This is a genomic window from Diaphorobacter sp. J5-51 (assembly GCF_001023515.1).
Classification (GTDB): domain Bacteria; phylum Pseudomonadota; class Gammaproteobacteria; order Burkholderiales; family Burkholderiaceae_C; genus Diaphorobacter; species Diaphorobacter nitroreducens.
In genome coordinates, this window is record NZ_JSYI01000002.1 from 33475 (window position 1) to 49127 (window position 15653).

12 protein-coding genes are annotated in these 15653 nt (G+C 68.0%); 10 read left to right on the top strand and 2 right to left on the bottom strand.

What is annotated here, in order from left to right:
* Positions 1–32 precede the first annotated feature (32 nt).
* From OX89_RS00535 to OX89_RS00560, 6 genes are read left to right on the top strand one after another with little or no spacing between them, the layout of a single operon-like run.
* On the top strand, positions 33–2987 hold the full coding sequence (locus tag OX89_RS00535) for a monovalent cation/H+ antiporter subunit A (protein WP_047349160.1): 2955 nt from the start codon (positions 33–35) through the stop codon (positions 2985–2987).
* Entirely contained in the window at positions 2987–3352 is a 366-nt protein-coding gene (locus OX89_RS00540) for a Na+/H+ antiporter subunit C (protein WP_047349161.1), read from the top strand. Before OX89_RS00535 ends, OX89_RS00540 begins: the two co-directional genes overlap by 1 nt.
* Entirely contained in the window at positions 3349–5085 is a 1737-nt protein-coding gene (locus tag OX89_RS00545; RefSeq protein ID WP_047349162.1) for a monovalent cation/H+ antiporter subunit D, read from the top strand. Before OX89_RS00540 ends, OX89_RS00545 begins: the two co-directional genes overlap by 4 nt.
* Entirely contained in the window at positions 5082–5573 is a 492-nt protein-coding gene (locus OX89_RS00550) for a Na+/H+ antiporter subunit E (protein ID WP_047349163.1), read from the top strand. Before OX89_RS00545 ends, OX89_RS00550 begins: the two co-directional genes overlap by 4 nt.
* Positions 5570–5851 (top strand): K+/H+ antiporter subunit F, encoded by a 282-nt coding sequence (locus tag OX89_RS00555; protein WP_011805678.1) that lies wholly within the window; start codon positions 5570–5572, stop codon positions 5849–5851. The genes OX89_RS00550 and OX89_RS00555 overlap by 4 nt, the downstream gene beginning before the upstream one ends.
* Complete coding sequence (locus OX89_RS00560; protein ID WP_011805679.1) at positions 5848–6216, top strand: monovalent cation/H(+) antiporter subunit G; 369 nt, start codon at positions 5848–5850, stop codon at positions 6214–6216. Before OX89_RS00555 ends, OX89_RS00560 begins: the two co-directional genes overlap by 4 nt.
* 70 nt (positions 6217–6286) lie before the next feature.
* On the opposite strand, the gene OX89_RS00565 is transcribed toward OX89_RS00560, so the two are convergent.
* Positions 6287–10003 carry a hydantoinase B/oxoprolinase family protein gene (locus tag OX89_RS00565; protein ID WP_047349164.1) on the bottom strand — a complete coding sequence of 1239 codons (3717 nt, stop codon included), beginning with the start codon at positions 10001–10003 and terminating at the stop codon, positions 6287–6289.
* 118 nt (positions 10004–10121) lie between these two features.
* On the opposite strand from OX89_RS00565, the gene OX89_RS00570 reads away from it, so the two are divergent.
* Complete coding sequence (locus tag OX89_RS00570) at positions 10122–11945, top strand: peptidase M14 (protein ID WP_047349165.1); 1824 nt, start codon at positions 10122–10124, stop codon at positions 11943–11945.
* 45 nt (positions 11946–11990) lie between these two features.
* Here the strand turns inward: OX89_RS00570 and OX89_RS00575 are convergent, their stop codons facing one another.
* Positions 11991–12569, bottom strand: coding sequence for a winged helix DNA-binding protein (locus OX89_RS00575; protein WP_047349166.1), 579 nt, complete (start codon positions 12567–12569; stop codon positions 11991–11993).
* A 203-nt stretch (positions 12570–12772) separates the two neighbouring features.
* On the opposite strand from OX89_RS00575, the gene OX89_RS00580 reads away from it, so the two are divergent.
* The 3 genes from OX89_RS00580 to OX89_RS00590 are packed head-to-tail and all read left to right on the top strand — an operon-like array spanning position 12773 to position 15619.
* A complete protein-coding gene (locus OX89_RS00580; RefSeq protein ID WP_047349167.1) occupies positions 12773–13750 on the top strand; it encodes a TRAP transporter substrate-binding protein in 978 nt (325 codons plus the stop codon).
* A 39-nt stretch (positions 13751–13789) separates the two neighbouring features.
* A complete protein-coding gene (locus tag OX89_RS00585; RefSeq protein ID WP_015912993.1) occupies positions 13790–14299 on the top strand; it encodes a TRAP transporter small permease in 510 nt (169 codons plus the stop codon).
* Between the two features lie 15 nt (positions 14300–14314).
* On the top strand, positions 14315–15619 hold the full coding sequence (locus OX89_RS00590; RefSeq protein WP_047349168.1) for a TRAP transporter large permease: 1305 nt from the start codon (positions 14315–14317) through the stop codon (positions 15617–15619).
* The last annotated feature ends 34 nt before the right edge of the window (positions 15620–15653 follow it).

Consider the following 15653-nt stretch of genomic DNA (forward strand, 5'->3'; position numbering starts at 1 on the left):
GGGAAGGGGCGACGCCCTAGAATCAGACGCTGATGCCTCTGACCCTCCTCATTCTTCTTCCCTTTGTGGGCAGCTTGCTGGCGGCCGTGCTGCCCGCGAATGCGCGCAATACCGAGTCCACGCTCGCGGGCCTGGTCGCGCTGTTTTGCACGGTGCAAACGGCGCTGTACTTCCCCCAGATCGCCGAAGCGGGCGTGTTGCGCGAGGAGATCACCTGGTTGCCTGCCCTGGGCCTGAACCTGGTCATCCGCATGGACGGGTTCGCCTGGATGTTCAGCATGCTGGTGTTCGGCATCGGTACGCTGGTGGTGCTGTATGCGCGCTACTACATGTCGCCGGCGGACCCGGTGCCGCGCTTTTTCTCGTTCTTTCTGGCTTTCATGGGCGCCATGGCCGGCGTGGTGCTGTCGGGCAACATCATCCAGCTGGTGTTCTTCTGGGAGCTCACCAGCCTGTTCTCGTTCCTGCTCATCGGCTACTGGCACCACCGCGAAGACGCCCGCCGGGGTGCGCGCATGGCCCTCACCGTGACGGGCGCGGGCGGACTGTGCCTGCTGGCCGGCATGCTGGTGCTGGGCCACATCGTGGGCAGCTATGACCTGGACCGCGTGCTGGGCGCAGCCGAGCTGGTGCGCGACCACCCCATGTACCTCACGGCGCTGGTACTGGTGCTGCTGGGGGCGTTCACCAAGAGTGCGCAGTTTCCGTTCCACTTCTGGCTGCCCAACGCCATGGCTGCGCCCACGCCCGTGTCGTCGTACCTGCACTCGGCCACCATGGTGAAGGCGGGCGTCTTCCTGCTGGCACGGCTGTGGCCCGTCATGGGCGGCACGGAGCCGTGGTTCTGGCTGGTGGGCGGCGCGGGCCTGGCCACGCTGCTCATCGGCGGCTACGCGGCCATGTTTCAGAACGACCTCAAGGGCCTGCTGGCGTATTCCACGATCTCGCACCTGGGCCTGATCACGCTGCTGCTGGGCCTCAACAGCCCTCTGGCCGCCGTGGCCGCCGTGTTCCACATCATGAACCACGCCACGTTCAAGGCGTCGCTGTTCATGGCCGCGGGCATCATCGACCACGAAAGCGGCACGCGGGACATACGGCGCCTCTCGGGCCTGCGGCGCATGATGCCCGTCACCGCCACGCTGGCCACGGTCGCCAGCGCCGCCATGGCGGGCGTGCCGCTGCTCAACGGCTTCCTGTCCAAGGAGATGTTCTTCGCGGAGACGGTGTTCTTCGACGCTGCGCCGGCCGTGGCCCAGATACTGCCGATCGCGGCCACCGTCGCGGGCATGTTCAGCGTGGCCTATTCGCTGCGCTTCATCGTCGATGTGTTCTGGGGCCCCCCCGCCACCGACCTGCCGCACGAGCCCCATGAGCCGCCGCACTGGATGCGCGTGCCGGTGGAGCTGCTGGTCTGCGCCTGCCTGGTGGTGGGCGTGCTGCCCGCGTGGTCGATCGGCCAGTACCTGAATGCCGCGGCGCTGCCGGTGGTGGGGGGCGAACTGCCGGCCTTCAGCCTGGCGGTCTGGCACGGCTTCAACACGCCCTTCATGATGAGCCTGGTGGCACTGGTCGGCGGCATCGCCCTGTACATGGTGTTGCGCTGGGAGCGCAAGCAAGGCCGCATCAACGCCGCCCCACTGATGCACCGCGTCAGCGGACGCGGCGTGTTCGAGGCAGTGCTGGTGCAGATCACGCGCTGGGGGCACAGCGGGCGGCGCCTGCTGTCCACGCGCCGCCTGCAGTGGCAGATGCTGTGGCTGGTGCTCGTCACGCTCGTGGGCGCCGCCATGCCGCTGTACACACGCGGCTTGCAGCTGGGAGACCGGGGCACGCTGCCGCTGTCGCCCGCTTTCGTGCTGATCTGGGCGTTGGGCATGGTCTGCGCCGTGGCCTCGGCCTGGCAGGCCAAGTACCACCGCCTGGCCGCGCTGACCCTCATGGGCGGTGCAGGGCTGTGCGTCTGCATCACCTTCCTGTGGTTCTCCGCGCCGGACCTCGCACTCACCCAGCTGGCCGTGGAACTGGTCACCACCATCCTGATCCTGCTGGGCCTGCGCTGGCTGCCCAAGCGCGACGAAAGCCTGCCCGCCTCGCCCGCCAGCGCCGCGCTGGCGCGCACGCGGCGCGTGCGCGACCTGCTGCTGGCCGTCGCCGCGGGCGGCGGCATGGCGTGGCTGGCATTTGCCATGATGAGCCGGCCCTTCGCGCAGAGCACCTCCACGTTCTTCCTGGAGCGCGCCCTCACCGAGGGCGGCGGCACCAACGTGGTCAACGTCGTGCTGGTGGACTTCCGCGGGTTCGACACGTTCGGCGAGATCGTGGTGCTGGGCATCGTGGCGCTTGCGGTGTATGCGCTGTTGCGGCGCTTTCGCCCCGCAGTGGAGACCATGGACCTGCCCGAGCAGCAGCGCTACCTGCCGGCCGATCTACAGACCGACCTGCTGAACCCGCGCAACGCCACCGACACGGCCATCGGTTACCTGATGGTGCCCGCGGTGCTGGTGCGGCTGCTGCTGCCGTTCTCGGCCCTGGTGGCCTTCTACCTCTTCATGCGCGGGCACAACCAGCCGGGCGGCGGCTTCGTGGCGGGCCTGGTGTTCTCGGTGGGGCTGGTGCTGCAGTACATCATTTCGGGCACATCGTGGGTCGAGGCGCACCTGCCCCTGTATCCGCGGCGCTGGATTGCCTCCGGCCTGCTGCTGGCGCTGGGCACCGGACTGGGCGCCGTGGCGCTGGGCTATCCGTTCCTTACCAGCCACACCGCGCACCTGCACCTGCCGCTGATCGGGGACCTCCACGTGGCCAGCGCCATGTTCTTCGACATGGGCGTCTTCGCGCTCGTCGTCGGCTCCACGCTGCTCATCCTCACTGCCATCGCCCACCAGTCGGTGCGCAGCCACCGTTACCACGCCCGTCTCATGGAAGAAGAACAACAAGCGGCCAGCGAGCAAGCAGCCGTCCCGGCCACACAAGGAGCCGTCTGATGGAAATCGTGCTGGCTCTGTCCATCGGCGTGCTCACGGGCTCGGGCGTCTGGCTGCTGCTGCGCCCCCGCACCTTCCAGGTCATCATGGGCCTGTCGCTGCTGTCGTATGCCGTGAACCTGTTCATCTTCAGCATGGGTCGCCTGGGCCTGGCCGTGGGCAAGGAGCCCGTGCTCGTGCCCGGCGTGCCGCAAGACCTGCAACATTACGCGGACCCCATGCCCCAGGCGCTGGTGCTCACCGCCATCGTGATCGGCTTTGCCATGACCGCACTGTTCCTCGTCGTGCTGCTGGCTTCGCGGGGCATGTCGGGCACCGACCACGTGGACGGCTCGCACTCGCGTGAAACGCAGGAGATGCCATGAGCCGCATCGCGGAGCTGACCTCCCTGCTCATGCCGCACCTGATGCTGGCGCCCATCGGGCTGCCGATGCTCACGGCCGCTTTGCTGCTCACCATGAAGGAAGAGCAGCAGCGCCTGAAGCTGGGCCTGAACATCCTGTCCACCCTGCTCGGGCTGCTGGTGGCCGTGGCGCTGCTGCTGTGGTCGCACGAATCCAGAGCGCCCGCGACCATGGGTGTGTACCTGCCGGGCAACTGGCCGGCGCCGTTCGGCATCGTGCTGGTGCTGGACCGGCTCTCGGCCATGATGCTGCTGCTGACGGGCTTCGTGGCGCTGTGCTCCATTGTGTTCGCCGGTGCGCGCTGGCACCGCGCCGGCGTGCACTACCACACGCTGTTCCAGTTGCAGCTCATGGGGCTGGGGGGCGCCTTCCTCACGGGCGACCTGTTCAACCTGTTCGTCTTCTTCGAGATCCTGCTGGCAGCCTCGTACGGCCTGCTGCTGCACGGCGCCGGCCGCACGCGCGTGCAGGCCGGCCTGCACTACATCGCCATCAACCTGGCGGCGTCCTCGCTGTTCCTGATCGGCGCGTCCATGCTGTACGGCATCACGGGCACGCTCAACATGGCCGACCTGGCGCAGGCCATCCCGCAGGTGTCGGCCGCCGACCGGGGGTTGCTGCACTCGGCGGCCGCCATCCTGGCCACGGCGTTTCTCATCAAGGCGGCTGTGTGGCCCCTGAACTTCTGGCTGGTGCCGGCCTACAGCGCGGCCACGGCGCCCGTGGGCGCGCTGTTCGCCCTGATGACCAAGGTGGGCATCTACACGCTGCTGCGCCTGTGGACGCTGATGTTCAGCAGCGAGGCCGGTCCCTCCTCCCTGTTCGGCAGCCTGTGGCTGATCGGCGGCGGCATGGTCACCATGGCCTTCGGCGCCATCGGCATGATGGCCTCGCAGCGCCTCACCCACCTGGCCGGCCATGCGGCCGTGCTGTCGTCGGGCACGCTGCTGGCGGCAGCAGGCTTCGGGCAGAACGCGCTCACCGCCGGGCTGCTGTACTACCTGCCCAGCTCCACGCTGGCCGTGAGCGCGCTGTTCCTGCTGGCCGACCTGATCGACCGCTGGCGCAACGATGGCGCGTCGCTGGCGCCTTACGAACTGGACGACGTGGCCCCCTTCCTCACCCCCGAGCTGATGCCCACCACCGGCCTGAACCTGGACGAGGACGAGGAAGTGCTGGTCGGCCGCGTCATCCCCGCCGCGGCCGCGTTTCTGGGTCTGGCCTACATGGCCTGCACGCTGGTGATTGCGGGCCTACCGCCGCTGTCCGGCTTCATCGGCAAGTTCGCGATGCTGACGGCGCTGGTAAACCCGCTGGGGCTCGGCTCCTCGGCCGGCACACAGCCCGGCCTGCCGGGCTGGACGTTGATCGCGCTGATGATCGCCACGGGTCTGCTGGCGCTGCTGGCGCTCACGCGCTCGGGCATACGCCACTTCTGGGCCGCGCACGACCGCCCCACGCCCCAGTTGCGCGTGATGGAGGGGCTACCCATCGCCATACTGCTGGGGGCCTGCGTGGCGCTCACCCTGCAGGCCAACGGCGTGATGCGTTTCACCGAGGCAACGGCCAACGGGCTGCATGCGCCGGGCACGTATGTACGCGCCGTGATGACGGCCGCGCCCATTCCCGGCCCCACCACGACGCCGACGCCTGAGCGCGCGGAAAGCTCTGCCACCACGAAGGCCGCGCCATGATGAAGAAGCTGCTGCCCGCCCCGCTGGTCTCCCTGGGTTTGTTCGTGATGTGGCTGCTGCTCAACCACACCACCAGCATCGGCCACGTCCTGCTGGCACTGGTACTCGCATGGGGCCTGCCGGTGCTGTTCAGCGAATTGCGCCCGCAGAAGGTGCGCGTGCGCCACCTCGGCACGATCATCCGGCTGTGCTTCACGGTGATGGTGGACACCACGCGGTCCAACCTTGCCGTGCTGCGCTTTCTGCTGCTGCCGTCGCAGCGCCGCCACCCGCCGGACTTCGTCAAGATTCCGCTGGAACTGCGCGACCCCAACGCCCTCGCCGTACTGGCCATGATCGTGTGCATAACCCCTGGCACCTCCTGGGCCGAGCTGTCGCTGGACCGCAGCCTGCTGATGCTGCATGTGCTGGAGGTGGGCGATGCGCAGGCCATCATCGACCACGTCAAGGCGAGCTACGAGCGCCCGCTGATGGAGATTTTCGAATGACCGGTTCCGTACTGTCCTGGGCGCTGCCCATCGCCATGTTCCTGCTGGCCGCGGCCATGGTGCTGTGCCTGGTGCGCCTGCTCAAGGGCCCCGCCGCGCAGGACCGCGTGCTGGCGCTGGACTGCATGTACCTCAACGGCATGCTGCTCATGCTGGTACTGGGCATCTACTACGGCAGCACCAACTACTTCGAGGCCGCCATGTTGATCGCACTGCTGGGCTTCGTCAGCTCCACGGCCATGGCCAAGTTCCTCTTGCGCGGCGAGGTGATCGAATGAGCGACGCACTGCCGCTGTGGCTGGACATCGTGCTGTCCGCGCTGGTGCTGTGCGGCGCGGCCATCGCGTTCATGGGGTCACTGGGGCTGCTGCGCCTGGCCACCTACTTCGAGCGCGTGCACGCACCCTCCATCATCGCCACGATGGGCTGCTGGTGCATCATGCATGCCACGCTGGTGTACTTCTCCGTGACGGGCAACGGCCTGGCGCTGCATGCGCTGCTGATTGCCCTGTTCATCGCCATCACCGTGCCCGTGACCAACATCTTCCTGATGCGCGCCGCGCTGTTTCGCGCGCGCCGCGCGGGCGAGAAGGTGCCGCCCAGCCTCAGCCGCGTGGCGGACAGCAGCACGCTCGACTCGTGATTTGCTATTGAAAATATAGCTACTAGCGCTTGACCAACAAGCGCTAGAGCCTTATTTCATTCAAACGCACTCAGCGGCCACCAAAGCCACCACCGCCCGGCGTGTGGATCTCGAACACATCCCCCGCTTCCATTTGCGCCTGCCCGATGTGCTGCAGCAGCTCCGCCCGGCCGTCCGCACGCACGACGCGGTTGACGCCGGGCATGCCCGGCTGCCCACCCGCCATGCCGAAGGCGCCGTGCACCCGGCCGTTGGACAGAATGCTCGCGGTCATGGGCTCCAGGAAGCGGATGCGGCGCACGCCGCCGTCGCCGCCCTTCCAGCGGCCGCCGCCGCCCGAACCGGCGCGGATGGCGTAACTCTCCAGCCGCACGGGGAAGCGGAACTCCAGCACCTCCGGATCGGTCAGGCGTGAATTGGTCATGTGCGTCTGCACCACGCTCGTGCCATCAAAGCCCCCCACCAGCGCGCCCGCGTCGTCGAACTGGCCGCCCGCCCCGCTGCCGCCCGAGATGGTCTCGTAATACTGGTAGCGCGCGTTGCCGAAGGTGAAGTTGTTCATCGTGCATTGGCTGGCCGCCGACACGCCCAAGGCGCCCAGCAGCGCGTTGGTGATGCAGCTGGAGGTCTCCACGTTGCCCGCCACCACCGATGCCGGTGGGTTGGGATTGAGCATGGAGCCCGGCGGAATGATGACCTGCAGGGGTTTCAGGCACCCGGCGTTGAGCGGAATGTCGTCCTCCACCAGCGAGCGGAAGACGTAGAGCACCGCGGCCATGCACACCGCCGTGGGCGCATTGAAGTTGTTGGACTGCTGCGCACTGGTGCCGGTGAAGTCGATCACCGCACTGCGCGTGGCCGCGTCGATGCGCACGGCCACGGTGATCTGCGCGCCGTTGTCCAGCGGCAGGGTGAAATGCCCGTCCTGCACGCGCGCGGCCAACCGCGTGATGGCGCGGCGCACGGACTCCTCGGCGTTGTCCTGCACATGCTGCATATAGGCCTGCACCACGCTCAGGCCGAAGTGCTCCACCATGCGGCGCAGCTCCTGCACGCCCTTCTCGTTGGCGGCGATCTGCGCCTTCAGGTCGGCCAGGTTCTGCTGCGGGTTGCGGCTGGGGTACTCGCCACTCTCCAGCAGCGCAATCATCTCGGCCTCGCGCAGCACGCCGGCATCCACCAGCTTCACGTTGTCGATCTGCACGCCCTCTTCCTCGATGCGCGTGGAAAACGGCGGCATCGACCCCGGCGTGGTGCCCCCCACGTCCGCATGGTGTCCGCGGCTGCCGACATAGAAGGTGGGCTCGGTCGCCTCGTCGTCGTCACCGATATAGACCGGCGTGATCACGGTGATGTCCGGCAGGTGCGTGCCGCCATGGTAGGGGTCGTTCAGCACGAACACGTCGCCGCGCCGCATGTGGCCGCGGTTGCGTGCGATCACGGTGCGGATGCTCTCGCCCATCGATCCCAGGTGCACCGGCATGTGCGGCGCGTTGGCAATCAGCTGGCCCTCGGCGTCGAACAGCGCGCAGCTGAAGTCCAGCCGCTCCTTGATATTCACGGAGTACGCGGTGTTCTGCAGCTGCAGCCCCATCTGCTCGGCAATGTTCATGAACAGGTTGTTGAACACCTCCAGCAGCACCGGGTCCACCTGCGTGCCCGCGGCATGGCGCTGGGCGCGCGGCAGGTGGCGGTGCAGCACCAGATGGTCCAGGGACGTGAGCCGTGCCTGCCAGCCCGGCTCCACCACCGTGGTAGCGTTCTTCTCGGCAATGATGGCCGGGCCCTGCAGCAGGTCGCCGGGGCGCATGTCTTCGCGCACCACCAGCGCGGCGTCGTGCCAGGCCGGTGTGCCGTCCGTGCCCACGGTGAACATGCGCACGGTGTCGCGCCGCGGCACTTCGCGCTCGGGCTGCAGGTCCTGCGCGTGCTCGACCGGCGCATCGCCCGCCACCACGGCTTCCACCGACACCGCCTCCACCATCAGTGCCTTGCCCAGCATGAGGAAGGCAAACCGCTGGCGGTACGCGGCCTCGAAGCCCCGCGTGATCGCCTGCAGGTCGCCAAAGGGCACAGCCAGCGCTGAATCGGTACCCTCGTAGCGCACATGCACGCGCCGACGCACCACGATGTCGCCGCCCGAGAGGCGCTCTTGCGCCATCTCGGCCTCGGCGGCCTGGGCCAGTGCATCCAGCGTGGCCGTGATGCCGGGCAGCGCCTCGGGTGTGAGGCGTGCCTCCACTGCCTTCTCACGCATCACGTTCTGGTCGGCCAGCCCCATGCCGTAGGCCGACAGCACGCCCGCCAGCGGATGCACCAGCACCTGCTGCATGCCCAGCGCATCGGCCACCAGGCAGGCGTGCTGGCCGCCCGCGCCGCCAAAGCACTGCAGCGTGTAGCGCGTGACGTCGTAGCCGCGCGCCACGGAGATCTTCTTGATGGCGTTGGCCATCTGCCGCACCGCGATCTGGATGAAGCCATGCGCGCAGGCCTCGGGCGTCAGCGCGGCTGCGCCATCCGCCGCGCCTGCGGTCTGGCCCGCCAGCGCCGCAAAACGCTCGCGCACCACGGCCGCATCCAGCGGCTCGTCGGCACCATGGCCGAACACGCGCGGGAAGTACGCGGGCTGGATCTTGCCCACCATCACGTTGGCATCGGTCACGGCCAGCGGGCCGCCGCGGCGGTAACTGGCGGGGCCGGGGTTGGCGCCGGCGCTTTGGGGACCTACGCGGAAACGGGCGCCGTCGAACTCCAGGATGGAACCGCCGCCCGCGGCCACCGTGTGAATGCTCATCATGGGCGCACGCATGCGCACGCCCGCCACCTGGGTCTCGAACTCGCGCTCGAACTCACCCGCAAAATGGCTCACGTCGGTGGACGTGCCGCCCATGTCGAAACCAATCACGCGCACCGGCGGCTGCGTTCCGGCCGCACCGGCCCCTGGCGCTGCCTCGGCCTGCGCCGCAATCTGCGCCGTGCGCGCCATGCCCACGATGCCGCCGGCCGGCCCGGAGAGGATGGCATCCTTGCCCTGGAAGCGGTGCGCATCCGTGAGCCCCCCCGAGGACTGCATGAAATACAGCGGCACGCCCGGCATCTCGGCCTCCACCTGCTGCACGTAGCGCCGCAGGATGGGCGACAGATACGCGTCCACCACGGTGGTGTCGCCCCGGCTCACGAACTTCATCAGCGGGCTGGTGCCGTGCGAAGTGCTGACCTGCGTGAACCCGGCAGCCAGCGCCAGGCGGGCGGCTGCTTCCTCATGCGCGGGATAGCGGTAGCCGTGCATGAACACGATGGCCACGCTGCGCAAGCCCGCGTCATAAGCGGCCCACAAACGCTCCTTCAGGTGGTCTTCCTCCAGCGGCTGTACCACCTCGCCGTGCGCGCCCACGCGCTCCTGCGCCTCGATGACGCGGCTGTACAGCAGTTGCGGCAGCACGATGTGCCGATCGAAGATGCGCGGGCGGTTCTGGTAGGCGATGCGCAGCGCGTCCTTGAAGCCACGCGTGGTAACCAGCAGCGTGGGTTCCCCCTTGCGCTCCAACAGCGCGTTGGTGGCCACGGTGGTGCCCATCTTCACGCACTCCACCAATTCAGGCGTCACGGCCTCGCCCGGCGCCAGCCCCAGCAGGTGGCGGATGCCCGCCACCGCCGCATCGCGGTACTGCTCGGGGTTCTCGGAGAGCAGCTTGTGCGTCACCAGGCTGCCGTCGGGGCGCCGGCCCACGATATCGGTGAACGTCCCCCCCCGATCCACCCAGAACTGCCAGAGTTTCTTTGCCATACCCGTTTCCTTTGTGTGCCGCGTGTGAAACATTGCGGAGAAAGAACCCACAATTTACCGATAATTTATCTGCAAGCCTGCATGATCCATACCGGATATTCACCACCCCCCCACGCATATGACCCAACCGCCCGCCGCCACAGGTTCCCGGCTGCTTGACCTGCCACTGGAACGCACGCTGCACGCCTGGGTACAGCGCTTTGGCGAGCCGCGCTGGCGCGGCTGCCACGTGGAAGGCTGGGTGTTCGAAAGCCAGGCCGCGCGCCTTGCTGCGGCGCAGCAGCTGGCAGCCGCAGGCGTGCATGCCCGCTTTCACAGTGCCTACAAGCCGCTGGTACAGCATTTCATGGACCACGTGGATTGCACCCAGGTGGTGCAGGCCCGCGTGCGCTACCCGCTGGCGGCGCACGGGCCTGCACAGCGCTTCCGGTTGGAGGCCTATCCGCTCGCCGCCCTGCTGGGGGGCGGCATCTTGCACATGGAGCCCCACGACGACGCCAGTGGCGGCTACCGCGTGGAACTGGAACTGCGCGACGGCACCCGCACCGTGCAGCACGTGCACGCACCCAACCGCGTACACACCGACATGACGGGCGCCACGGTGCTCTCGCCCACCGGCTGGCTGCGCGTGGGCACACAGGAAGGCGCTGCCGACCTGATCGACACCGCCGTATGCACCGACTACGAGCAGGCCTTCGCCGCGGCGGTGCAGGCGGTGCGCGGTCACGCGTGGCCGGACCATGAGCCGTACTTCGACCGCCTGCTGCTGCGCGTGGACCTGCCGGGCTACGAGCAGCCCGTGGGCGCCACCGGCGAGACCATAAGCACCCTGGAGGCGCTGCACGAGGACCTGTACTTCACGCTGCTGGAGTTCTTCCAACAGCACAGCGGCCGCCCCGTGGGCGACCGCCGGTTGCAGCCCGGGCAGATCGTGCCCGACGTGCGCGCGGGCGACGGCGCTCCGCACGTACAGGTGGACCTACTGCCCTTCGCGGCGTGCGCCGACGACCTGCCAGCCCACCCAACGGCCCACGCCCCGGACAGTTTGGCGACGCTGGACGAGTCCCCTGCCCCTGATCGCATCACCCAGACCCTGCACGCCTGGCCCGCGCAACGTTTCAGTGCCCGGTCACGCCAGGGACGCACCGTATGGGGGCAGTACCACGCGGGCACGCAGGCACCGGTGTTCATCAGTGCGGGCCAGCATGCCAACGAGACATCGGGCATCGTGGGCGCGTTGCGCGCCGCCGAAGTGCTGCAGGCGCAACCCGGCGCGCACTTCGCGCTGATCGCGCTGGAGAACCCCGACGGCTACGCTCTGCACCGCGCGCTGTGCGCCCGCCACCCGGGCCACATGCACCATGCCGCGCGCTACACCGCGCTGGGCGACGATGTGGAATACCGCGACCACGCGCCGCTCTACGAGCGCGAGGCCCGCCAGACCGCGCTGGCGCTGTCGGGCGCGCAACTGCATGTGAACCTGCATGGCTACCCCGCGCATGAGTGGACGCGACCGCTGTCGGGCTATGTGCCGCATGGATTCGAGCAGTGGATGCTGCCCAAGGGGTTCTTCCTCATCCTGCGCTACCACGCCGGCTGGCAGCAGCCCGCGCGTGCGCTGCTGGAGGCCGTGTGCGCGCGCCTGCGGCAAGTGCCGGGGCTGGCGGATTTCAACGCACGCCAGCGGGCCCTCTACGAGCACCACGCGGGCCCGCTGCCCTTCGAGGTGCTGGATGGCATCGCCTGCATGCAGTCGCAGACGTCGCACGATGCGCCGGTGACGCTGATCACCGAGTTCCCCGACGAGACGGTGCACGGCGACGCCTTCCGCTTTGCGCACACGGTGCAGATGCACACCGCCCTGGCCGCCGTGCAGGCCTGGCAGGACATTGCCACGCATCTGCCATCGCCCGTCGGCACTTCAAGCCAAACAGGCCTCTAGCGCTTTACCGACAAGCGCTAACAGCTATCAAATAAATAGCATTTCTCACATGGACGCCGCGGCACGGGCCGCCTGGTCGTACATGCCGGACAGCACGCGCAGCAGGCGCGCCAGCTCGCCAATGTCGCGGTTCAGGCCGTCGTCGGCATTCAGCGCATCGATCAGGCAGCTCTCGCGGATCTCACGGTAGCGCTGCACATGGGCGCGCCCCGCCTCGGTGGCGGCGTAGGTCACGTCCTTGCCGTTCTTGCTGGAGGCCACAACGCCCAGCGCCAGCAGCTTCTTGAGCGAGTAGTTCACCACGTGCGTGTCTTCCACGTTCATGATGAAGCAGATGTCGGCCAGCCGCTTGTCGCGCGCGCGGTGCGTCACATGGTGCAGCACCACCACGTCCAGCGGCGTGAGGTCGCGCAGACCGGCCGCGGCCATGCAGTGCACCACCCAGCGGTGGAACGCATTGCCCGCGACGATGAGGCCGAACTCGAACTCGCTCATCTCCGCACTGCGGTCCGACACCAGGTGCGCGGACGACACGATGGGCCCGCGCGCCTTGGCGGCCTTGCCCACCTTGGCAGTGGCAATGGCAGCGGGGGCCGGGGACTTGGGTCTGGCGGCTGCGGTCATGGTTTCACTCCGAGGACTGCGCAAAAAGCGACAGATGGCATTGGCATGGGATGTGCATGTCGATTGATTGTAGGGAGCAGCCCGATGATTTGCCGGCAATTTATCGACATTCAGGTGAATCACCTAGGCCGTTTCCCTGTGGCCCCCGCTACAGTGAACGCGCTGAGCCCCCTCTCTTCTCAACCCTTGCGGAGACCCCCGAGATGAAGCGTCGAAACCTTGCCGCCGTTGCACTGGCTGCCCTCACCGGCCTGTGCGCCCCCGCCCTGCATGCCCAGACCAAGTGGGACCTGGCCGCCGCCTACCCGGCCACCAATTTCCACACGGAGAACCTGGCGCAGTTCATCAGCGACGTGGACAAGGCGTCGGGAGGCAAGCTCAAGATCACGCTGCATGCCAACGCCGCACTGTTCAAGGCGCCCGAGATCAAGCGCGCCGTGCAGGGCGCGCAGGCGCAGCTCGGCGAGATCCTGCTCGCCAACTTCCAGAACGAATGGCAGATCTTCGGCGTGGACGGCCTGCCCTTCCTGGCTGACAGTTACGACGCGTCGATGAAGCTGTACAAGGCGCAAAAGCCGTTCCTGGAGAAGAAGCTGGCCGAGCAAGGCATGGTGCTGTTGTACGCCGTGGCCTGGCCGCCACAGGGTATCTACACCAAGAAGCCCGTGAACAACGCCGCCGACCTGAAGGGCATCAAGTGGCGCGCCTACAGTCCCGCCACGGCGCGCATCGCCGAGCTGGTGGGCGCGCAGCCGGTGACGGTGCAGGCCGCCGAGTTCTCGCAAGCGCTCGCCACCGGCGTGGTGGAGTCCACCATGACCTCGGGCGCGACGGGCGTGGACAGCAAGCTCTACGAGCACCTCAAGTATTACTACGACACCCAGGCCTGGCTGCCCAAGAACGCGCTCATCATGAACAAGAAGGCATTCGATGCGCTGGACAAGCCCGCGCAGGAAGCCGTGCTCAAGGCCGCCGCCGACGCGCAGACCCGCGGCTGGGCCGCCAGCCGCCGCGTGAACGAGGACACGTTGGCCAAGCTCAAGGCCGAGGGCATGCAGGTAGTGCCGCCCAGCAGCCAGCTGAAGGCCGACATGGCCAAGGTGGGCGACACCATGCTCAAGGAATGGCTGGACAAGGCCGGGCCCGACGGCAAGGCGCTGATCGACGCCTACCGCAAGTAACGCATCCCAACGCCCAGAGCCTCCACGCGCCAGACCACGATGCGACGCCTGTTGAACTTCCTCTATGACGGCGCCGCCGCGCTGGCGGCGCTGTGCATGGTGGCGCTTCTGTGCGCCGTGCTGCTGTCCATCGTGAGCCGGCAGCTCAGCTTCCATGTACCGGGCATCGACGCCTACGCGGGCTATCTCATGGCGGCTGCAGGCTTTCTGGCGCTGGCGCATACCCTCAAGCGCGGCGAGCACATCCGCGTGACGCTGGTGCTGAGCGCCCTCAAGGGGCGCGCGCACCAGGCGCTGGAGCTGTTCGCGCTGGCCCTGGGCACGCTGCTGGCCGTGCTGTTCGCGTACTACAGCGTGCGGCTGGCCTGGCAGTCGCATGCGTTCAACGACATCTCCACCAGCAGCGACGCCACGCCGCTGTGGCTGCCGCAGCTGTCCATGGGCGTAGGCGCGATGGTGATGGCGATAGCCTTCGTGGACGAACTGGTGCTGCAGCTCCTGGGCCGGCGCGCGGGCGCCACGCCGGGCGAAGCCCTGCGCAACGAATGACCGGAAGACGCCTTCATGAGTGACCTTGCCATCACCGGCCTGTTGATCCTGTCGCTGTTCCTGATCCTGGGCAGCGGCGTGTGGATCGGGCTCACGCTCTCGGGCGTGGCCTGGATCGGCATGCAATTGTTTTCCTCGCGCCCCGCGGGCGACGCCATGGCGGTGACCATCTGGGGCTCATCGTCGAGCTGGACGCTCACCGCCCTGCCCCTCTTCATCTGGATGGGCGAGATCCTGTTTCGCACGCGGCTGTCGCAAGACATGTTCAAGGGCCTGGCCCCGTGGGTGCAGGGCCTGCCCGGGCGGCTGCTGCACACCAACGTGGTGGGCTGCACCATCTTTGCCGCCGTGTCGGGGTCCAGCGCCGCCACCTGCGCCACCATCGGCAAGATGACGCTGCCCGAGCTCACGCGCCGCGGCTACCCCGAGAAGATGGTCATCGGCACGCTGGCCGGCGCCAGCACGCTGGGCCTGCTGATCCCGCCCTCGATCATCATGATCGTCTACGGCGTGACGGCCGAGGTATCGATCTCCAAGCTGTTCATTGCCGGCGTGCTGCCCGGGGTGCTGCTGGCCGCGCTGTTCTCTGGCTACATCATGTTCTGGGCATTGCGCCACCCCGACCAGGTCCCAGCGGCAGACCGGCAGATGGGCCTGCTGGACAAGCTGCGCGAATCGCGCGCGCTGATTCCCGTGGTGCTGCTCATCGCCGCGGTGCTGGGCTCCATCTACACGGGCATCGCCACCGCCACCGAGGCCGCGGCCGTGGGCGTGGTGGGCTCGCTGGCGCTGTCCGCGGCGCAGGGGTCGCTGAACTGGGCGAGCTTTCGCGACGCGCTCATGGGCGCCACGCGGCTGTACTGCATGATCGCGCTGATCCTCGCGGGCGCGGCCTTCCTCACGCTGGCCATGGGCTACATCGGCCTGCCGCGGCACCTGGCGGAATGGATCTCTTCGCTGGGGCTGAGCCAGGCGCAACTGGTGGTGGCGCTGGCCGTGTTCTACATCGTGCTGGGCTGCTTCCTGGACGGCATCTCCATGGTGGTGCTGACCATGGGCGTGCTGATGCCCACGGTGAGCGCAGCGGGCATCGACCCCATCTGGTTCGGCGTCTTCGTCGTGCTGGTGGTGGAGATGGCGCAGATCACCCCGCCCGTGGGCTTCAACCTGTTCGTGCTGCAGGGCATGACGGGCAAGCAGCTGCCGTGGATCGCCCGCGTGGCCGCTCCCATGTTCCTGCTGATGTGCGCGGCCGTCACGCTGATCTATGTGTTTCCGGGCATCGTGACCTGGCTCCCGCAGCAAATGACGGCGCGTTGACGAGGCCGCCGCCGCTCGGCAGCGCCTCGCTACA